The 20,257-nt window shown below is 70.1% G+C and carries 18 protein-coding genes; 7 read left to right on the plus strand and 11 right to left on the minus strand.

Annotated elements, in window-relative coordinates; all coding sequences use genetic code 11:
• Positions 1-9 precede the first annotated feature (9 nt).
• From AMK34_RS39365 to AMK34_RS39375, 3 genes are all read right to left on the minus strand, one after another.
• A complete protein-coding gene (locus AMK34_RS39365) occupies positions 10-1,269 on the minus strand; it encodes an ABC transporter substrate-binding protein (RefSeq protein WP_073848918.1) in 1,260 nt (419 codons plus the stop codon).
• 20 nt (positions 1,270-1,289) lie between these two features.
• Positions 1,290-4,937, minus strand: a complete 3,648-nt coding sequence (locus tag AMK34_RS39370) for a BTAD domain-containing putative transcriptional regulator (protein ID WP_073848919.1) — start codon at positions 4,935-4,937, stop codon at positions 1,290-1,292.
• Positions 4,938-4,999: 62 nt separating this feature from the next.
• Positions 5,000-7,057: a BTAD domain-containing putative transcriptional regulator gene (locus tag AMK34_RS39375; protein WP_073848920.1), complete on the minus strand. Its 2,058-nt coding sequence runs from the start codon at positions 7,055-7,057 to the stop codon at positions 5,000-5,002.
• Between the two features lie 277 nt (positions 7,058-7,334).
• Between AMK34_RS39375 and AMK34_RS39380 the strand changes: the two genes are divergently transcribed.
• Positions 7,335-7,586 carry a hypothetical protein gene (locus AMK34_RS39380; RefSeq protein ID WP_073848989.1) on the plus strand — a complete coding sequence of 84 codons (252 nt, stop codon included), beginning with the start codon at positions 7,335-7,337 and terminating at the stop codon, positions 7,584-7,586.
• An 86-nt stretch (positions 7,587-7,672) separates the two neighbouring features.
• Positions 7,673-8,308 carry a helix-turn-helix transcriptional regulator gene (locus tag AMK34_RS39385; RefSeq protein WP_037345324.1) on the plus strand — a complete coding sequence of 212 codons (636 nt, stop codon included), beginning with the start codon at positions 7,673-7,675 and terminating at the stop codon, positions 8,306-8,308.
• On the opposite strand, the gene AMK34_RS39390 is transcribed toward AMK34_RS39385, so the two are convergent.
• Complete coding sequence (locus AMK34_RS39390; RefSeq protein WP_241832963.1) at positions 8,238-9,191, minus strand: hypothetical protein; 954 nt, start codon at positions 9,189-9,191, stop codon at positions 8,238-8,240. The two genes, AMK34_RS39385 and AMK34_RS39390, sit on opposite strands and share 71 nt — an antisense overlap.
• 87 nt (positions 9,192-9,278) lie before the next feature.
• Positions 9,279-9,806, minus strand: a complete 528-nt coding sequence (locus tag AMK34_RS39395) for an EF-hand domain-containing protein (protein ID WP_174492021.1) — start codon at positions 9,804-9,806, stop codon at positions 9,279-9,281.
• A gap of 95 nt (positions 9,807-9,901) precedes the next feature.
• Between AMK34_RS39395 and AMK34_RS39400 the strand changes: the two genes are divergently transcribed.
• Positions 9,902-10,354, plus strand: a complete 453-nt coding sequence (locus AMK34_RS39400) for a GNAT family N-acetyltransferase (RefSeq protein WP_073848921.1) — start codon at positions 9,902-9,904, stop codon at positions 10,352-10,354.
• On the opposite strand, the gene AMK34_RS39405 is transcribed toward AMK34_RS39400, so the two are convergent.
• From AMK34_RS39405 to AMK34_RS39425, 5 genes are read right to left on the minus strand one after another with little or no spacing between them, the layout of a single operon-like run.
• A complete protein-coding gene (locus AMK34_RS39405; protein ID WP_073848922.1) occupies positions 10,324-10,830 on the minus strand; it encodes an HPP family protein in 507 nt (168 codons plus the stop codon). The two genes, AMK34_RS39400 and AMK34_RS39405, sit on opposite strands and share 31 nt — an antisense overlap.
• Positions 10,827-11,552 (minus strand): respiratory nitrate reductase subunit gamma, encoded by a 726-nt coding sequence (narI, locus tag AMK34_RS39410; RefSeq protein ID WP_073848923.1) that lies wholly within the window; start codon positions 11,550-11,552, stop codon positions 10,827-10,829. The genes AMK34_RS39405 and narI overlap by 4 nt, the downstream gene beginning before the upstream one ends.
• Entirely contained in the window at positions 11,549-12,160 is a 612-nt protein-coding gene (narJ, locus tag AMK34_RS39415) for a nitrate reductase molybdenum cofactor assembly chaperone (RefSeq protein WP_073848924.1), read from the minus strand. The genes narI and narJ overlap by 4 nt, the downstream gene beginning before the upstream one ends.
• Positions 12,157-13,722 (minus strand): nitrate reductase subunit beta, encoded by a 1,566-nt coding sequence (gene narH, locus AMK34_RS39420; protein WP_073848925.1) that lies wholly within the window; start codon positions 13,720-13,722, stop codon positions 12,157-12,159. The genes narJ and narH overlap by 4 nt, the downstream gene beginning before the upstream one ends.
• On the minus strand, positions 13,722-17,387 hold the full coding sequence (locus tag AMK34_RS39425; protein WP_083650131.1) for a nitrate reductase subunit alpha: 3,666 nt from the start codon (positions 17,385-17,387) through the stop codon (positions 13,722-13,724). Before AMK34_RS39425 ends, narH begins: the two co-directional genes overlap by 1 nt.
• Before the next feature lie 303 nt (positions 17,388-17,690).
• On the opposite strand from AMK34_RS39425, the gene AMK34_RS39430 reads away from it, so the two are divergent.
• The 3 genes from AMK34_RS39430 to AMK34_RS39440 all read left to right on the plus strand — a co-directional run bounded on the left by AMK34_RS39430 (position 17,691) and on the right by AMK34_RS39440 (position 18,878).
• Positions 17,691-17,897 (plus strand): hypothetical protein, encoded by a 207-nt coding sequence (locus AMK34_RS39430; RefSeq protein ID WP_073848926.1) that lies wholly within the window; start codon positions 17,691-17,693, stop codon positions 17,895-17,897.
• Between the two features lie 84 nt (positions 17,898-17,981).
• Entirely contained in the window at positions 17,982-18,158 is a 177-nt protein-coding gene (locus tag AMK34_RS39435) for a CsbD family protein (RefSeq protein WP_034316186.1), read from the plus strand.
• 54 nt (positions 18,159-18,212) lie between these two features.
• Complete coding sequence (locus tag AMK34_RS39440) at positions 18,213-18,878, plus strand: pentapeptide repeat-containing protein (RefSeq protein WP_073848927.1); 666 nt, start codon at positions 18,213-18,215, stop codon at positions 18,876-18,878.
• Here the strand turns inward: AMK34_RS39440 and AMK34_RS39445 are convergent.
• Positions 18,863-19,198, minus strand: a complete 336-nt coding sequence (locus AMK34_RS39445) for a cupin domain-containing protein (protein WP_073848928.1) — start codon at positions 19,196-19,198, stop codon at positions 18,863-18,865. The genes AMK34_RS39440 and AMK34_RS39445 overlap by 16 nt on opposite strands.
• Positions 19,199-19,269: 71 nt before the next feature.
• On the opposite strand from AMK34_RS39445, the gene AMK34_RS39450 reads away from it, so the two are divergent.
• Positions 19,270-20,214, plus strand: coding sequence for a GlxA family transcriptional regulator (locus AMK34_RS39450; protein ID WP_073848929.1), 945 nt, complete (start codon positions 19,270-19,272; stop codon positions 20,212-20,214).
• Positions 20,215-20,257: the final 43 nt, after the last annotated feature.

Consider the following 20,257-nt stretch of genomic DNA (forward strand, 5'->3'; position numbering starts at 1 on the left):
CGTCCCCGCTCAGTTGGCGGCCGCGGCGCGGCCTTCGGTGGCGGCCTGGTTCCAGGCCTGCTCCAGGGATTGCTTCCCCTCTTCGACGCGGCCGAGCGCGTGCCCGTACACGGGCCGCACCTCACCGTCGCGCAGCCCGCGGTAGTTCGGCCGCAAGGCCTCGGCGGACGCGGCGAAGATCTTGCCGATGGGCGCGCCGCTGAAATACGGGCTGGTGTGGGAAAGCACGGCACTGTCCTGGTAGGCGCCCAGCGCGCTCGGCAGCAACCCGCTCTCCAGGAAGATCCGTTTCTGCTGTTCGGGGGCGGTGAGCCAGACGGCGAGGTCGTAGGCCTCCTTGCGGTGCGCGCCCTGCTTCGGGACGGTCAGGAACGAACCGCCCCAGTTGCCCGCCTTGCCCGGAACCGAGGTGACGTCCCATTTTCCGGCCAGCTCCGGGCCGCCCGCCTCCTGGATCTGGGTGAGCATCCAGGCGGGGCAGGTGATGGCGGCGAACCGGCTCTGCTTGATCGCCACCGTCCACGGCTGCGTGAAGGTGGTGACCGCCGCGGTCTCCTTCTTCAGCGCCATCCCGCCCGCGAGCTCGAAGGCCTTGCGCACGTTGGGATTCGTGTCGGCGATGAACTTGTCGTCCGTGGAGAAGTAGTTCTCCTGCGCCTGGTTGAGCATCGCCGTGTAGACGGTGCCCGCCGAGTCGGCGAACTTGACGTCGTCCGGTGCCTTGGCGCTGAACCGTTCTCCGGTTTCGGCGAACTTCTCCCAGGTCGGCCACAGCGCGGCCACCTGGTCGCGCTCGGTCGGCAGGCCGGCGTTCGCGAACAGGTCACGGCGGTAGCAGAGCGCGAGACTGCCCATGTCGGTACCGAGGCCCATCACGAACTTCCCGCCCTCGGCGGTGCCCTGGTCCCATTTCCAGGCAGGCCAGTGCTCGCGGAGGCCCTGCGCGCCGAACTCGGACAGATCGCTGAACTTGTCCGTCGACTGGCGGAACTTGGGAAGATACTGCTCTTCGATCGCCACCACGTCGGCGCTGCCGCGTCCGGCGCCGAGCCCGGTGGCCAGCTGCCGGTGGTGCGTCTCGAAGTCGGCGATCCGGCCTTCGACGGTGATGCCCGGATGGGCCTTTTCGTAGTCGTCGAAGAGTTTTTCGTATCCGAACTCGCCGAAGGTGGCGACGGTGAGTTTGATCGGACCGCCGGCTTCCGGCGTGCCGGAACAGCCGGCGAGCAGCAGCACGAGGGCCGTCAATCCGGCCAGCATGCGGGTCATGGTTCTCCTCGGTCGTACGGTCAGGCGAGTCGTCTCGGCAGCTGATCGCCGACGGTCGGCCGGGAATCGGCGTGCAGTTTGGTCAGCACCCTGGACACCAGCGACTGCACCGTCCTTCTCGGAAGGCTAAGCTCCGCAGCGATCTCCGGGTTGGACAGTTTCGCCGCCACCAGCCGCGCGACCCGCAGTTCCAGTGGCGACAGCGCCCCGCTGTGCCGGGGGCCCCGTTCCGCGCGGCTCAAGACGCCGTAGCGGCGCAGCCTGCTTTCCGCGCGGCGGATGCTCCAGGTGGCACCGACCGGCCCGAGCACTTCGCAGGCCTCGGTGAGCGAGCGGGTGGCCTCTTCGAGGTACCCGGCGCGGCCGAGCAGTTCGGCGGCGTCTTCCAGGGCGGCCGCGAGTTCGATGGGCCGACGGACCTCGCGGTAGTGATCGGCCGCGGCCCGCATGCCTTCGGGGTCGCCGTCGATCAGCGCCCGGCACCTCAGGGCGGCAGCGGTGGCCCTGGCGGGCACGGTCTCTTGGCTCGCCTCTTCGGCGCAGACGGCGAGCGCCTCTTGGGCGACGGCGTCGTTCCCGGCCGCGATCGCGACGCGGACGACGTCGGGAAGCCATTGGTGGCGCAGCATCATCCGGGCGTAGTCGGGGCGCAGCACCGGCGCGAACAGCCGCAGCGCGTCGTCGAGTTCGCCGCGTTGTTCGGCGGCCATCGCCTGTGCCGCCAGGTAGAAGTCGCAGCTCTCGCGTTCGGACGAGTTCGACGGCGAGTGCGCCTCGGCCGCTTCCAGATGGGCGCGGACGGCGACGCGTTCGTCGCGATGGCCCGCGATGAGCGCGGCGACCCCGTGCAGCAACAGGGCGGCGGCACCCGGCTCGCGCACGCCGTAGAAGGTGATCGCCGGACCGTCCTCGGTGACCGAGTCCAGTTCGGCCAGCGCCTCGTCCCAGCGCCCTGTCCAGTAGTAGTGCACGGCCGCCGAGACCTGTGGACCGGTCGGCAGACCATGCCGTGCCGCGGTCTCGTACCCGGCGTGCAGCGTGGCGTCGGCCTCGCCGAGCCGGTCGAGGTTCTGCAGGGTGAAGAGCCGGTTGTCGAGCAGGTCGAACCGCAGCGTCGCCAGGTCGGCCTCGTGGCCGGCGGTCTCCAGCGCGGCGTCGATCGCGGTCAGCGCCCGGTCGTGCTCCCGGCGGATCGAGTGCACGAGCCACAACGTCTGCTGCGCGTGCGCGGCGGGATAGCGCTCACCCGCTTCGACTGCCTCGGTGTGCAGGCCCCGCGCGATCCGTTCGGTCTCGTCGAGATCGTCGAGGGTGCCGCGACGGAAGTTGGCGAGCAGCGTCCGGGTACTGGTGCGCCAGAGTTCCGGGATCGACGGATCGTCCGCGGTGTCGCCGAGCGCCTCGATCGCGCCGGACGTGTCGCCCCTGCGGTAGCGCAGCGCGGCCAGGAAATGCCGCATCTGCGCCAGATCCGCCTTGTTCACGACGGTCTTCACCGCCTCCTCGGCTTCGGCCTCGGGGGTGAGTTCGAGCCGGAACAGCACACGGACCAGCGCGGCGATCAGCGTCTCCCGTTGCTCACGGGTGGGCACCGCGCTGTCGAGCGCGCCGCGGAGCAGGTCGGCCGCGATATGCGGGGCGCGGTTGGACACCGCGACGTGGTTCGCGGTGAGCCAGCCCGCCAGCCACGGGTCGAACGGCACCGGCCCGGCCGCGAGCTGTTCGGCGACCCGTTTGACCGGCGCACCCGCCCGCGCGAGCGATTCGGCGGCACGCCGGTGCAGCGCGGCACGGTCCGGTTCGGTGATGGCGCCGTAGAGCGCCTGCCGCTGGAACGGATGGTGGAAGGCGAGCTTGTCGCCGGCGTACTCGATGACGCCCGCCGTGGTGGCGGGCTCCAGCTCCTGCAGGACCTCGAGCGGGCTCTTGCCCGCCAGCGTGGCGATGTCCTCGACGGCGAACTCCGCTCCCAGCAGGGAGGCGGTGCGCAGGATCTCGGTCGTGGCCGGGTCGAGGGTCTCCAGCGTCCTGGCCACCGCCGCGAGCAACGACCGCGGCGCGTTCTCGGTGCCGTCCAGCGTCACCTCGGCCACGCCCGCCGTGATCCGCACCGCGCCGCTCCGGACCAGGTCGTGCGCGACTTCCCTGGCGTAGAGCGGATTCCCGGCCGCGCGCCGGACCAGCGGGCGCAGGCTCGGCCCGAGCTTCGCCGCGAGGATCACCTCGAACACGGCGGCGATGTCGTCGTCGGTCAGCACCTCGACCGGCATGATCTCGCCGTCCCTCGCTTCGACCCCGCGACGCAGCCGGGCCAGGTCCCGGCGGCCGTGCCCGGTGCGCGTGGCGGCGACCAGCAGCAAGGGCAGCTGGCGGGTGGCGGCGGCCAGCCGCTGCCACAGCAGCACACTGGCCTCGTCGGCCCAATGGAGGTCGTCGATCACCAGCACCAGCGGGCCCGCCGCGCAGGTCTCGTCGACCAGCGTCAGCAACTTGTCCACAGTGGACAAGATCGGATCGGTGGGGCCCCAGTCCCCGTGCGCGGGTTCGGCGTGCAGCTCACCGGCCAGCTTGGCCTTGGCCGGATCCGCCGCGCCGTGGTGCACGCCGAGACATTCCATGATCACCTGCAACGGGAACCGTTGCTGCAGCTCGTCGGCCGCGGTCCAGGCGAGCTGGCAGCCGCGCGCCGCGGCACCGGCCAGCCCGGCGATCAGCAGTTCCGATTTGCCGATGCCCGGTTCGCCTTCGAGCCAGACCGGGCGGCCGCGTCCGGCGAGCACGTCGGTGACGAAGCCGTCGAGCCGCTCGACCTGCCGGGCACGGCCGGGCAAGTGGCCATGGCCGCCCCGTTCGATCGCCTTGGCCACCGGCGGCGGCACGACGCGGACCGGCACCGGTTTCGGCGCGGTGACGGGCTTTTCGCTGCCGTCGAGGATGCGCTGGTGCAGATCCCGCAGCGGGGCGCCGGGTTCGACGCCGAGTTCGTCGCGGAGGATCCGCCTGGCCTCGCGATACGCGCCGAGCGCCTCGATCTGGCGCCCGCTGGCATGCAGGGCGCGCATGAGCGTCTCGTGCAGGGACTCGCGCAACGGATGCCGCTGCACCAGCGCGGTCAGCTCGGCCACCACTTCACGGTGGTCGCCGATGCCGAGCAGGGCGGTGGCGCGCAGTTCGGCGGCGGTGAGCTGGAGTTCGGCGAGCCGGGCGCGTTCCGCTTCGGCGAACGGGCCGGGCACGCCGGAGTAGGCCTCGCCGCGCCAGAGACCGAGCGCGGAGGTGAGCCGCGCGGCCGCGTCCCGCTGATCGGCGTGTGCCGCTTTGGCGGCGGCGACGTCCCTTTCGAACCGGTGGACGTCGAGCGCTTCCCCGTCCAGCCGCAGCGAGTAGCTCGATCCGGACGAACGCAGGATTCCGTGCGCGTCCCCGCCCGCCTTGCGGATCGCCCCGCGCAGGCCGGAGACATAGGTGTGGACACTGCCGGTGGCGCTGGCGGGCGCCGACCCGCCCCAGACGTCCGAGATCAACTCGCCGAGGGAGATCGCCTGGCCGCGCCGCGTCGCCAGGGTGGCGAAGACCGCGCGCTGGCGGGCGGGCCCGAGCTTCAGCTCGACGTCGTCCAGCCAGGCACGAGGCGGCCCGAGCAGCTCGACGCGCAGCCCGTTCGTCACGCCGGCTCCATTTCTCGTCTTACAGCGAAAGTGGCCGGATCACTGGTGTGTGTCCCCGCAGTTTAGGACGTCCTCGGTGCGCTCGGGTTGCGCACCCGGGCGAGTGCGTGCAGCGGCGTGCACCAGGGCTGGGTGGGCCAGGAGGGCGCGGCGGCCGATTCGGGCAGCAGCAGCGCGGCGAGCTCGCCGGTCAGCTCCTCGTGCTGCTCCTCGGTGAGATTCCGTTGGTGGGAAAGCACATCGAGCAGTTCGACGGCGGTCCCGGCGGACAGCGCGCGGACGTTGTCGAGCACCCAGCGGGGGATCCAGGGCGCGGTCAGCTCGTCGCCTGCCTGGAGCAGCTGTTCGGCGACACGATCCGCGGGCGCGCCGGAGTCCGCCATGGTCGTGGCGATCTCCTGGTGCAGCACGGCGCGGATGGCGGGCGGGGTGTTCGCGGCGAACACCGCTCGAACGAGCGGAACGCGGAACCGCAGACGTTCTCCCTCGGCTTCGAGAACGTGCGCGGCGAGCGCCTCCTCGACCGCCCCGGTGAGCGACCGCGGTTCGCGGCCGGTGACGCCCGCGAGGTCCGCGACGGTGAACGACGAGCCGAGCAGCGCGGCGGAATTCAGCGTTCGCTTGCCCGGCACGGAAAGCGTGGCGAGATGAGCCTCCACCACGGCGGCGAGCCTGCCATGCGGCGCGGTGTCCGGCTCGTGGCCGTCGGCGAACTCGGCGAACAGCTCGCGCAGATAGCCGGCGTTCCCGGCGGTGTACTCGGCGGCGAACCGGAGGAAGTCGTCGCCCGGGGCCCTGGCCATGGTCTCTTCGGCGAGCGCGGCGACGGCCGGGCCGTCGAACGGCGGCAGCGGGACGATCTCGCCGTCGAACTCCGAGCGGAGGACGTCGAGCGTGCGGCGCCGGGGGAGCGGGCGCGCCGAGCCGATCAGCAGCAGCGGCAGGCGCTCGGTGAGCCGGTGAAGCCGCTGCCAGGCGAGCAGGCTTTCCTCGTCGGCCCAGTGCAGATCTTCGAAGACGAGCACCTGTGGCCCGTCTTCGCAGAGTTCGGTGACCGTTTTGCCGAGATCGTCGAGCGCCGCGGCGCCGAGGCAGTCGGCGATGAGGCTCATCGGGACCGCGCCGCTCAGCTCGTCGGCCACGACCCAGCGTGTCCTGCTCCTCGCCGTGGCCAGCGCCTCGGCAAGGAACGCGCTCTTGCCACTGCCCGCCTCGCCGTCCAGCCAGACCGTTCCGCCGCGGCCTTCGTCGAGCAGGGCGGAGAGGTGCCGTCGCAGGCGGCCGAGCTCGAATTCGCGGCCGACGAAAGCGGACGGCCGGGCGGGGACGGCCTGCGTCCGACGGGGGCGTTCCTGCCGGCCGTGCAGTGCCGGATCGTCGTTCAGGATCCGTCGCCGCAGGTCCAGCAGTTCCGGGCCGGGTTCGAGGCCGGACCGCTCGATGATCGTCTCGCGGGCGCGGTCGAACGCTGCCAGGGCCTCGGCCTGCCTCCCGGACCGGAACAACGCGGTGATCAGCATGCGGTGCAGGCCTTCGCGCAGCGGATGGCGCTCGACCAGCACGGCGAGCTCGTCCACGAGTTCGCGATGCTCGCCGAGCCGCAGCGCGACCTCGGCCTGACGTTCGAGCGCGCTCAGACGCAGTTCGTTCAGCCGCGCGCGCTGGGTCTCGGCGAACGGGCCGGGGATCCCGTCGAGCGCGGAGCCCCGCCACTGCCCGAGCGCGGACCGCAGCGACTCCAGCTCCCGCTGGTGCGCGCCGTCGAGCCGGTGCGCGCGGGCACGGTCCAGCTCGGCTTCGAAGACGTGGACGTCGACCTGCTGCTTCGGCAGGTCGAGGCGATAGCCGGCGCGGCTGGCGACGAGCGGTTCGCCGGCGGGCTCCAGCGCGCGGCGCAGCGCCGAGACGTAGGTGTACACGATGCCGGTGGCGCTGTCCGGAGGCCGCTCGCCCCAGACGGCGTCGATGATCTCCCGGCGGGAGACGAACTGGCCGGCGTGCAGTGCGAGCGTGGCGAACACCGCCTGCCGCTGGGCAGGACCCAGCGCGATCTCGCCGTCGCCGTGGCGAGCGGGGGAACCGCCCAGCAGCCGCACCGTCAGCGAGGAAACCTCGTCCATGACCTGCCGCCTGTGCTTCCGACCGCCGAAAAGAGTGTCCCGCTCGGCGAAAAGCCTAGTGGCGCCGATGTGGGTTTCGCAATCAATCGGACACTCACCGTGTGGGTTTGGCCGGCCATGACCGGATTTCGCCGAGAGATGGACTATCGGATGTCCGTTCATGTGGGTTTCCGCCGCCCGGACGGGTGACGGGCGAGTGGGCAGACCCGGACGTTCGCAGGGGCAAAGAGTCGTCCGGCGCTGGTGGCGGGCATGCGTGGCTGTGCATGCTGTGCCGGTGAGCCAGGATCAGGAGCTGTTCGCCGGTGATGTCCTGCTCAGTCTCGCCCAGAACGGCAGGCTGGTCGTGGACGCCGACGTGGCGGAAGCCCGCGTCGCCGAACTTCGCCGGACGCTGGCGTATGGCTACGCCCTCCTCGCCGACCCGGACTACACCGGCCCCGAGGGCAGGCTCCGCGAGCTTCTGGACGAGCTGCCCAAGTACGTCGAGGCGTTTCAGCAGGCCACGAAGTCCTTCACGCCTCATTGAGGTCTCGTGGAGACTTCGTGAAGAGCTCTTTCGCAGACTGTGTCCCATCCATCCGACTGGGGCCGCGGACAAGCGGAGGGGACGAAGTGGACACGGAAACCCGACAGATCACCGTGGCGGTGCACGCGCCCGATCCGATCACCACGGCGGGTCTGGCCAGCCAGCTGGGCACGCAACAGGGGATCGACATCCGGGACTGGGAGCGGCGCGCCGAGACCGACGTACTGGTGTTCGCCGCCGAATGCCTGACGCCGGAGATCGTGCTCTGGCTGCGGCGGCTCGCCGCCGAGGACGGCAAACCGGTGGTGCTCGTGGTGAGCCAGATCAGCGAGGCGGAGCTCGTGCCCGCCATCGAATGCCGGGTGGTGGCGGTCCTGCCGCGGTCGGCCACGACCGGCGAACGGCTGGCGCACGCGGTCCGCGCGGCGGCCACCGGCGGCGGGGTGCTCCCGCCGAGCCTGCTCGGCGAACTGCTCAAACACGTCGAACGGCTGCAGCGCGAGGTCCTCGACCCGATGGGCGTCAACACCGCCGGGCTCACCACGCGGGAGATCGACGTGCTGCGGCTGATGGCCGAGGGCAAGGACACCGTCGAGATCGCCGGTGAGCTCAGCTACTCGGAACGCAGCGTGAAGCACATCATCCAGGGCATCACCGGACGGCTGAAGCTGAAGAACCGTCCGCATGCCGTCGCGTACGCCGTACGGGCAGGGGTGATCTAGCCGCACGGTTCGCCAGGCGTTCGGCGACGACGGCCAGTTCGAGCGGCTGGTCTCGTTCGCGGGCCAGCCAGAGGCATTCGTCGGCGGGTTCCTCACCGAGGCAGGCCCGGACCAGATGACGATGCAGCAACACGCGTCCCGTCGGCATCGCGGCGGCGAGTGCGTTCAGCACGTCGAGCGCCTGCTTCGCCGACGCCCGGTCGTTCCTCCGCACCGCGAGGTCGGCGAGGTCGGCCCAGGCGATGTCTGTGCCGACGGCGAGCCCCCGGGTCGCCGAGTGGAGGCGCAGGGTGGCGCGGTCGGTTTCGCCCACCGCGATGTCGATGCGGGCTTCGGCGATGTCGAGGAGATGCGCCAGCGTCGGAGCCGTGGCACGGGCGGCGCTGAGCAGTTCCCGTGCCTCGGTGGGCCGTCCCTGTGACAGCAGGACAGACACCGTCGACAGGTACATCGCGGACGCTCCGATGTCATGGCCGGGCCCGGAACCGCCGGCCAGGCTTCGGCGCGCGAAGTCGATCGCCAGAGCGGGCTGTCCGCGCATGGCCGCGAGCAGGGAGCGTTCGCTGTCCCGCAGGCCGGATTCGGGGAAGGCCTCGTCGGCGAGCAGCTTCTCCGCGCGTGCTCGCTCGCCCAGCACCAGCAACGCGGCGACGTACGAGGCGATCTGGTCGTTCAGGTGTCGCGGTACCGTCCTCGACGGCCACCGCTCGCGCTCGGTCAGATTCGCGCCGAACCGCGCGGAGCGGCCGTCCCAGAGCTCGGCCAGGCCGCCGAAGAGCTCGCCCAGCCAGGAATCGTTCCCCGCCAACAGTTCGGCCGCTTCCGTCCACCGGTCCCGCAGGCACAGCGCGATCGCGCGCGAGACCATCGAGTCGGCTTCCACGCGTGCCATCCTGAGCGGCCAGGACGGTGGCGACGTGCCGGGCGGCCGGAGTCGGCCCGTATGGACGCGGGGTCCGCCCGAAAGCCGTCAGACGGCCAGCGGGCCGAAGACGAGGGTGCCCGGCGCCTCCGCGTCGTCACCCGCCCAGAACTCCAGCCACAGCGCGGCGAACTCGTCCCGGGACAGCATTCCGTCGCCGTCGGAGTCCAGCAGCGGGAAGGTGGCGTCGGTGTCGGTGGGGCGGCCGTTCCACACCTCGATCATCTGGTGGTACTCCGCCGCGGAGATCAGGCCGTCGCGGTTCTCGTCGACCGCTTCGAACATCGCGTCGGCCGTGGCGGTCACCGCCTCCGGCGTGTCCGGGAGCTTGTCGACCACCATCAGCACTTCGTCCAGGGTGACCTTGTCGTCGCGGTTCAGATCCGAGGCCGCCAGTAACGTCGTCCACCAGCTCAGCATGATGCCGGTCAGGCGCCGTTCGTCACCCGGCCCGCGCCGCCGCGCCCAGCGGTCGGCCAAGGCCTGGAAGTCCTGCTCCTCAAGGAAACCGTCGCCGTCGACGTCCATCGCGGCGAAGACCCCCGACACCTTGCGCCGCTGCAAGTCGCTTGCCATGCGTCCGAACGATAGAACCGGACGCAGTAGAGGAACAGCGGCCATTCAGGGGCCCGCGGAGCCACGATCGGGGGACCATCGGGCACGATGGGTGGATGGTGGAGATCAGCTTCCTGACCGAATCCGATCGCCCCTCCTGGGAAGCGCTGGCACGCGACAACGACGCGTACTTCGCCGTGGAACGTGACGACGACGCCTACGACCGGACCTGGCGGCGCCTGGTCGACGACGGGCAGCCGATCGGGATCACCGCACGGCTGGACGGCGAGCCGGTCGGATTCGCGCATTACCTGTTCCACGCGGGGATCTGGGGAGCGCAGCGGTGCTATCTGGCGGACCTGTTCGTCGACGCGGGCGCCCGGCGGCGGGGTGTCGCGGCCGCGATGATCGCGTGGGTCGCGCGGGACGCCGAGGAACGCGGTTTCCCTCGCCTGTACTGGAACACGCTGGAGGATTCCCCGGCCCGCGGGCTGTACGACAAAGTGGCCGAGGTCAACGAAGGGCTGGTCGTGTACAGCTACCAGCGAGGCGGCCGCCACCACGGATAGGGCACGCCGAACAGCTTGTTGATCACCACCGCGAGCAGCGCGATGAGGGCGACGCCCGCCAGGACCGCGACGATCTGCGGAGCGGTGTGCAACAGGCCGAGCGCGATGATCAACGTGGTGGCCCCGGCGGGCGGATGGGGGATCTCCAGCGCGGCCATCGCGGCGCAGGTGAGTCCCAGCGCGACCGCGGCCGCCCCGATCCTGGCCAACGACGGATGCGTCAGGTCCGGGGCGGCGGACAGCAGTCCGGTGGCCGCGAGGCCGGTGAGCCCCGCCAGGACTCCGGCCAGATGACCGAGCACCGTGTTGCGCGGGCTCGCGCCGGGCGCCCCCGGGCTCGTGAACACCAGGAACGCGGTGGGCCCGAGCGAAGGGAACAGCAGGGGAGCGCCGGACAGGATCGCGCAAAGCCCGATGAACACGATGCAGCCGAACGAACTCAGCGCGACGTAGGCGGTGCGGCGGATCCGGGTCATTCCCAGCCACGGCGCGGTTCGCGGGTGCCGACGCCGCCGGGGGCGCGGCGTCGGTAGACCACGTACGGACGGAAGAGGTACCGCACCGGCGCGCTGAAAGCGTGCACCAGCCGGGAAAACGGCCACAGCGCGAACAGCACCATGCCCAGCGCGACATGCAGCCGGTAGTCCAGTGGCGCCGACGCCATCAGTTCCGGCTGGGGATCGAGCATCAGGATGCCGCGGAACCAGGGCGCGACCGTCTCGCGATAGTCGTAGCCGCCGCGGACGCCGTTGTCGACCACGGTGGTCGCCAGCCCGGCGAGCATCACCAGCACGAGCACCACGTACATGTAGCGGTCGCTGACCGAGGTGGCGCCGCGCACCGCCGGCACCCGGATCCGCCGCCACAGCAGCAGACCGAGCCCGCCGAGCGCGACCAGCCCGGCGAGGGTGCCCATTCCGAGCGAGACGAGGTGATAGCCGTGCTCGTCGAGTCCGGCGAATTCGGTGACGCCCTTGGGTACGAGCAGGCCGAGCACGTGGCCGCCGATCACCATGAGCAGCCCGACGTGGAACACCGGACTGGCCACGCGCAGGAGCTTGGCCTCGTGGAGCTGGCTCGACCGGGTGGTCCAGCCGAATTTGTCGTGCCGGTAGCGCCAGATGGTGCCGAACACCAGCAGCACGATCGACGCGTAGGGCGCGGCGCCCCACAGCAGCAGGTCCAGTCCGGAACTCATCGGCCACCTCCGGCGCCGGTGGGGAACGGGTCGAGGCCGACCAGCTCGGCGGGCGGTTCGGCGGGTAGCGGCGCGGGGACGGCGGGCAGCGTGGCCAGTACCGCCGCGACGGCGTCGCGATACGGGGTGTCCATAGTGGACATGTTGCGGTGCAGGAGTTTCAGCGCGGGATGGATACGGGTGAGCACCTGGGTGGCGGCGGCCGGGCTCGCCGCGGCGGCGAACTCCAGGATCACGGGCAGGAAGTCCGGCAGCTCGTTCTCGGCGGGCGCGAACCCGTGGTCGCGGTAGAACCGGCGCAGGGCGGCCAGTGTCTCGCCGCGACGGCGGGTGTCGCCGTCGAGGAACCAGCTCAGATGCAGGGTCCGCCGGGGCTTCCGGTCGAAGACCTCGATGTAGTGCGACGCCAGCTCGCCTGGGTCGCCCTGTTCGAGGTAGGCCAGCGTGCGGCCCAGTTCGTCGTGGCCGGGGCCGGTGGTCTCGTCGAGGCAGGCCCGCAGCAGACGGAGTTTGCCGAGGACCGCCTCGTCGGGATATTGCAGGCACCAGCCGGCGATCTGGCGCAGGGCAGCGGTGTCCCGGGTGACACGGGGGCGGAGGAGTTTCACCGGCCCTGCCCCCGCAACGTCGGGAACAGCGCGTCTGGCCGGGTTCCGTCGCCCCAGCTGACCAGGTCCACTGTGGACTCGCCGCCGCCCATGCCCGGACCGCCGTCGACGTCCAGGCTGCACCGGGTGGCGATGCCCTCCAGATCGTGGGCCTGCCCGATGCCCGCGGTGGGGATGACGTACCGCTCGTCGTATTTGGCCAGCGCGAGCAGCCGGTGCATGGCGAAGATCTGCTCGCCGGTGAGGCCGACGGACGCGGGGATGTCCTCGTCGGTCTCCTGGCCGAGGTTCACCGCCCGCATGTAGGACCGCATCGCGGTCAGCCGCCGCAGCGACCGCCGGACCGGCGCGGTGTCCCCGGCGGTGAACAGTTCGGCCAGGTACTCGACGGGGATGCGCAGGGCGTCGATGGCGCCGAACAGGTTGTCGCGGTGCTCGCCGTCGTGGCCGCTGCCGCTGACCGCGTCGACCACCGGCGACAGCGGCGGGATGTACCAGACCATCGGCATCGTGCGGTATTCCGGATGCAGTGGCAGCGCCAGCCGGAAGTCGTGGACCAGCTGGTACACGGGCGAACGCCGGGCCGCGGTGAGCCAGTCGTGCGGGACGCCCGCCGCCTCGGCCGCCCGGATCACGGCCGGATCGTGCGGGTCGAGCAGCAGATCGAGTTGCGCGGGGTAGAGGTCGTGCTCGTTCGCGACGGACGCGGCGGCGGTGACCTTGTCGGCGTCGTAGAGCAGGACGCCGATGTAGCGCAGCCGCCCGACGCAGGTTTCCGCGCACACCGTCGGCTGCCCGGCTTCCACGCGGGGATAGCAGAAGGTGCATTTCTCGGCCTTGCCGGTCTTGTGGTTGAAGTACACCTTCTTGTACGGGCAGCCGGTGACGCACATCCGCCAGCCGCGGCACTGGTCCTGGTCGACCAGCACGATCCCGTCCTCCGCGCGTTTGTACATCGCGCCGGACGGGCAACTGGCCACACATGACGGATTGAGGCAGTGCTCGCAGATCCTCGGCAGGTAGAACATGAAGCTCTGCTCGAACTCGAACTTGATCCGGATGCCGAGTTCCTCACGCAGCTTTTCAGCGATCGGGTCCTTGACTCCGTGTTCGGTGGACCCGCCGAGATCGTCGTCCCAGTTCGGCCCCCAGGAAGGCTGGGTGGGTTCGCCGGTGATGGCCGACCGGGGCGCGGCGGTGGGCACGTCGTCGCCCAGCGGCGCCTCGATCAGGGTGGCGTAATCGTAGGTCCACGGCTCGTAGTAATCGGAGATCTCCGGCAGTTCCGGGTTGGCGAACAGCTTCGCGAGCTTGGTCAGCCGCCCGCCCGCACGCAGCCGCAGCCTGCCCTTCGCCGTCAGCTCCCAGCCGCCCTTCCAGCGCTCCTGATCCTCGTAGCGGCGCGGATATCCCTGCCCCGGCCGGGTTTCCACGTTGTTGAACCAGGCGTACTCGGTGCCTGCCCGGTTCGTCCAGGCCTGTTTGCAGGTCACCGAACAGGTGTGGCAGCCGATGCATTTGTCCAGATTCATCACCATGGCCAGCTGTGCCATGACCCGCATCAGTAACGCACCTCCTGGGAACGGCGGCGGATCACGGTGACCTCGTCGCGCTGGTTGCCGGTGGGGCCCAGGTAGTTGAAGCCGAAGGAGAGCTGGGCGTAGCCGCCGATGAGATGGGTGGGTTTGAGCAACAGCCGGGTCAGCGAATTGTGCGTGCCGCCGCGTTTCCCGGTGGCCTCGCTGCGCGGCACGTTCACCGCCCGGTCCTGGGCGTGGTAAAGGAAGACGGTGCCCGTCGGCATGCGATGGGAGACGATCGCGCGGGCCACCACGACACCGTTGCGGTTGACCGCTTCGATCCAGTCGTTGTCGCGAGCGCCGATGGCCTCCGCATCGGCGGGGCTCATCCAGATCCCCTGCCCGCCGCGGGAAAGCGTGAGCATGTGCAGGTTGTCCTGGTAGGTCGAGTGGATCGACCATTTGCTGTGCGGCGTCAGATAGCGCACGGTGACTTCGGTGGAGTCGCCGGTGAGATGCCGCGCGCCCAGTGGCGGCCGGTAGACCGGCAGCGCCTCGCCGAGTTCGTGCATCCAGTCGTGGTCGAGGAAGAAGTGCTGACGGCCGGTCAGGGTGTGCCACGGTTTCCCGTGTTCGACGTTGATCACGAACGCCGAATAGCGCCGCCCGCCGCTCTCGCTGCCGGACCACTCCGGGCTGGTGATCACCGGCGCCGGACGGGACCGGGTGTCGGCGAACGTGATCTTCTTTCCCTCGTGTTCGGCGGAAAGGTGCGCCAGTTCGGTGCCGACGCGTTTCTCCAGCTCGCGGAAGCCCTGGGTGGCCAGCCGTCCGTTGGTCGTGCCGGACAGCGCGAGCACGGCGTCCGCCGCCTTGATGTCGGTGTCGATCAACGCCTGGCCCTGTGCGGCGCCCGTCATGGCGACGCCGTTCTTCGCGCGCAGCCAGTCCACCTCCTCGCCGACGTCATAGGTGATGCCCTTGCTGGTGGCGCCCAGCTTCTCCAGCAGCGGCCCGAGCGTGGCCAGTTTCGCCGCCACGGCGGGGTAATCACGTTCGACGACGGTCAGCCGCGGCATCGTGACACCCGGGATCGGTGCGACGTCGCCGTCGCGCCAGTCGCGGACGATCCCGCCCGGCTGCGCCGTTTCGCCGGGAGTGTCGTGCGTCATCGGGGTGGCGACGAGGTCCTTGCGTACGCCTAGATGCTTTTCGGCGAGCCGGCTGAACCGTTGCGCGATGGTGTGGAACGCCTCGAAGTCGGTGCGGGTCTGCCACGGCGGATCGACGGCGGCGTTGAACGAATGCACGAACGGATGCATGTCCGTCGAGGAGAGATCGTGCTTTTCGTACCAGGTGGCGGCGGGCAGGACGAGATCCGCGAACAGGGTGGTGCTGGTCATGCGGTAATCGATTGCCAGCATAAGATCCAGCTTGCCGACCGGGGCGGTGTCGTGCCATTTCACGGATTTCGGCCGCGCGTCCGGCGACGCCTCGTCGCCACGCAGGTTCGCGTCGGTGCCGAGCAGATGGCGCAGGAAGTATTCGTGTCCCTTGGCCGACGAGCCGAGCAGGTTGGACCGCCACACCGTGAGCACACGCGGCCAGTTCTCCGGCGCGTCCGGATCTTCGGCGGCGAAGCCCAGCTTCCCTTCGCGGAGTTGGGCGGTCGCGTGGCGGACGGGGTCGAGCCCGGCTTCCTCGGCCTCGTCGACCAGATCGAGCGGGTTGCGGTCGAAGGTGGGGAACGACGGCATCCAGCCCAGCCGCGCCGACTGCGCGAGCGTGTCCGCGGCGCTGGTCCCGGCGAGTTTCCCCGGCGCCAGCGGGGAAGTCAGTTCGTCGTTGCGCAGCGCGTCGTAGCGCCATTGGCCGGTGTGCAGATACCAGTATGCGGTCCCGATCATCTGCCGGGCGGGCCGCACCCAGTCCATCGCGCCGGCCAGGGTCTGGTGCCCGGTCAGCGGGCGCACCTTCTCCTGCCCGACGTAATGCGCCCAGCCGCCGCCGTTGCGGCCCTGGCAGCCGGTCATCGTCAGCAGGGCAAGGAAGGACCGGTAGATGGTGTCGGAGTGGAACCAGTGATTGGTGCCCGCGCCCATCAGGATCATGCACCGGCCGCGTGAGGCTTCCGCGGTCTCGGCGAACTCCCTGGCGATCCGGGTGACGCGATCGGCCGGCACCGAGGTGATCTCCTGCTGCCACGCCGGGGTGCACGGCTCCGCCGGATCGTCGTAGCCGGACGGCCATCGGCCGGGCAGGTCGCCGCGACGCACGCCGTACTGCGCCATCAGCAGGTCGAACACCGTGGTGACCAACCTTCCACCCTGCTCCACGGCGGGCACTCCGCGCCGCAGGACCCCCTCCTCGTCGAAGCGGGGAAGGAGCACCTCGACGCCTTGATGACCGGGATCGGCGAGCAGGCTCAGCCGCGGGACGACGTCGCCGAGGTCGAGGTTCCAGCGGCCCTGGTCGTGTTCGTTCCAGCGGAAGCCGACGGAACCGTTGGGCACGACCGGCTCCCCGGTGCGGTCGTCGACCAGCACGGTCTTCCAGTCCGGCTCGGCTCCGGTGTCGCCGAGGTCGGCGGCGGTGAGGAACTTCGACGGGACGTACGCGCCGTCCCGCTCGGTCAGCGTGACCAGGAAGGGCAGGTCGGTGAAGCGGCGGACGTAGTCGGTGAAGTACGGGACCTGCCGTTCGGCGAAGAACTCGGTGAGGATCACGTGTCCCATGGCCATCGCCAGCGCGGCGTCGGTGCCGGGATGAGGCGCCAGCCACTCGTCGGCGAATTTGGTGTTGTCGGCGTAGTCGGGGGAGACCACCACGACCTTTTGGCCCCGATACCGTGCCTCGGCCATCCAGTGCGCGTCCGGTGTCCTGGTCACGGGGACGTTGGAGCCCCACATCATCAGGTACGCGGCGTCCCACCAGTCCGCGGATTCCGGCACGTCGGTCTGGTCGCCGAACACCTGCGGCGAGGCCACCGGCAGATCGGCGTACCAGTCGTAGAACGAAAGCATCGGGGCGCCGATCAGCGCCATGAACCGGGACCCGATCGCATGCGAGACCATGGACATCGCCGGGATGGGCGAAAAGCCGGCGACCCGGTCCGGACCGTATCGGGAGATGGCGTGCACATGCGCGGCGGCGGCGATTTCCGTGGCTTCTTCCCAGCCGATCCGGACCAATCCGCCCTTTCCCCTCGCCCGCTGATAAGAAATCCTCTTCATCGGGTCGTCCATCACCGAAGCCCAGGCGACAACGGGATCGCCGTGCCGTTTCAGCGCGTCCCGGTACATTTCCACCAGTACGCCTCGCGCGTACGGAAAACGTACCCTGGTCGGCGAGTAGGAATACCAGGAAAAGGAGGCGCCGCGCGGGCAGCCGCGTGGTTCGTACTCCGGTTTGTCGGGTCCGACGGAGGGATAATCGGGATCCTGGCTCTCCCAGGTGATGATCCCGTCCGAGACGTACACGTTCCAGCGGCAGGAGCCCGTGCAGTTGACGCCGTGCGTCGATGGGACCACCTTGTCGTGGCTCCAGCGATCGCGGTAGAACACGTCGCCTTCCCGGCCTCCGACGAGATGCACGGAACTTTCCGCACGGGTGAGATAACGGCCGAGGCGCAGCAGTGCGGTGGTCGCCGCGCCTTCGTCATGGTGGGTTTCCGTGCCGTTTCCGTTGGCTTTTCGTGGCGAGCGCACGCTCGCGACCTCCCGACTTAAGTCGTGAATGAGGCAGACAGTGCGAACAGGACTTGCCGAGTCTGTCCGGGGAACGCCAGCGATGTTAGCGGCACGGCGCGCCGGTTGTCTTTGCGCGAAGGTGATCATGACTGTTGATCACTCGAAAAGACCAGCAAGTAAATGTGATGGTAATGGCCGGGTAAGTGCCGGTAGAAATTCGATTATTCCATTCGGTCGGGCGATCGGAATATGCGTTTTCGTGATTTCCCGGAACCGGAGGCCTCGGTACGCGTACCGTATGTACCCGTCAGGAGGTGGAGCATGACAGCCGGAATCGAGCGGGCGGCGCACGCCTACTGCCGCGTCTGCAACCCGGACCCCGGCCTCGGCGAGCCGGTCACCGCGCTCTGCGGCGCCACTCATCCGTACTGGGGCCGTCGTGAGCGGCCGGTGAACAACTGCCCGGCCTGTGCGGCGGTCGTCGCCAGGGCGGAGTACCCCTGCGGCCACACGGGCGCCGAAAGGTGACGTGGCGGGCGCCACAGCGAATACGCCGTTTTCGGGGCCGTGAGCCGGGTATCCGTCGGTCAACGGACAACGAAGGAGGCTCCGATGAACGACAAGGCCGAGAACAAGATCGACGAACTCAAGGGCAAGGCCAAGGAAGCCGCCGGGAACGCCACGGACAACGAACAGTGGCAGGCGGAAGGCAAGGCCGAGCAGGGCAAGGCCAACGTCAAGCAGGCGGGCGAGAAGATCAAGGACGCGGTGAAGGGCGTCCGGGACTGACCTCGTGACCGCCGGGGCCCGCCTGCCGAGGCGGGCCCCGGTACGGTCCGGGGCATGGAGTTCCGGGATTTCGACGGCATCAAGGTGCGGCGGCCTTCGGTCGAGCGCGAAGACCTCGAAGGCGAACCCGCCGTGTTCGGCGGCGACTTCGATTTCGACACCGTCCATCTCGACGGCGGTGAGCAGGACGGGGCCCGCGGTGGTGGCGAGATCGCGCACTCCCTGGTCTCGGAAGTGAGCTTGGCGAACGCCCGGCTCGACAGGCTGACGCTCTCCGACGTGGTCTTCGAAGGCGTCGACCTGTCCAACGCGGCGATCCGCGACCTGTCGGCCCGCCGGGTCGAAATCCTGCGCTGCCGGGCGATCGGGCTCGGCGTGGCGATCACCGCCGCCACCGATCTGTACGTCGAGAACGCGCGGTTCGACTATGCCTCGGTGACGGTCGAGCGAGTGAAGGGCGCGGTCGTGTTCTCCGGATGTTCGTTCCGGGAGACGGTGTTCTCCGGCGACCTTTCCCGGCTGACCTTCGTCGACTGCGACTTCACCGAGACCGAATTCGCGGCGACCTCCGCGGTGGACTGCGACCTCCGCGGCTCGCGCCTGTCCGGCGTCCGCGGTCTGCTGACCCTGCGCGGCGCGAAGATCACCGGCGAGCAGGCCGTCTCGGTCGCCGGAATCCTCGCGACCGAGAGCGGCCTGTCGGTTCAGCCTTCGGGATAGAAGACGAAGAGCGTGCACCCGGTCGCCGAGGCGGGCACGTGCCAAGAGCCCGTCGGAGCGTGCAGGAACGTCCCGGCCGGATAGTCGCGCGCGCCGTCGTTGAAGGTGCCGGAGACGACGAACACTTCTTCAGGGCCCGGTTCGTGGACGTCGCGGTGCGGCCACGAGGTGCCGGGATCCATTTCCAGCAGGTTCGCGTGCGCGCCGTCCGCGCTTGTCCACAGTGGACGGAGACGGATTCCGGGGAAGAGCTCGCGCGCGGGGGATTCCTCGACGGAGACGGAAGTGTAGCCCTCTTGGGCGAGGATCTCTGGGTGCATGACCCCATGCTGCCGGGACCGTCCGGCCGCCGGACAGTGTCAGGGAAGACACCATGGGGTACTTTTCTGCCATGCATCGCGTGAGGGCATTGGTGCGGCCGGTGCAGTCGACGTTCGAGCTCGGGATCGCCGCCGAGGTCTTCGGCACGGAGCGGGCCGGGGTGCCGCGGTACTACGAATTCGACGTCTGCACGGAGAAACCCGGCGCGGTGCCGACGACGGCCGGGTACGCGATATCCGTGACGCGAGGCCTTTCCGCGCTGGCGGACGCCGACACCGTGCTCATCCCCGGCTGGTCCCCGGTCGAGGCACCGCTGTCGGCGCCCGTACGCCGGGCGCTCCTGCGCGCGCACGCCAGGGGAGCGCGGCTCGTCACGATCTGCTCCGGTGTCTTCGCGCTGGCCCGCACCGGGCTGCTCGACGGCAGGTCGGCGACCACGCATTGGGCGCGCGCCGCTCAGCTGCGGGAGGAGTTCCCGCTGATCAAGGTGGAGCCGGACGTGCTCTACGTGGACCACGGCGACGTCGCCACGAGCGCCGGGGCGGGCGCGGGGATCGACCTCTGCCTGCACCTCGTCCGGCGTGACCACGGTGCCGCGCACGCCGCCCTCGTCGCCCGGCACATGGTGATGCCGCCGCATCGCGACGGCGGGCAGGCGCAGTTCGTCCCGGCCCCGCCGCCCGGCGACGAACTGGACGGTCTCCTCGAATGGGCGGGCACCCGACTCGGGACGCCGTTGTCGGTGGGCGATCTGGCCGCACACCTCAACGTCTCGCCGCGCACGCTGGCCCGGCGCTTCGCCGATCAGCTCGGCACCACGCCGGGCGCGTGGCTGCTGACGCGCCGGGTGACCGAGGCGCGCACCCTGCTGGAGGAGACCGGCCTGCCGGTGGAGGTGATCGCGGCCCGCGTCGGCCTGGCGTCGGCCGTGAACCTCCGCCGCCGCTTCCGCGATCAGGTCGGTACGACGCCGGGCGCGTACCGGCGCGCGTTCCGTGGCCCGGTTTCGCCTTGAGCGGAACGGCGCACGCGGGCCCCGGCCCGATGTCACGATGACC

Source organism: Amycolatopsis sp. CB00013 (assembly GCF_001905755.1).
Lineage (GTDB): Bacteria > Actinomycetota > Actinomycetes > Mycobacteriales > Pseudonocardiaceae > Amycolatopsis > Amycolatopsis japonica.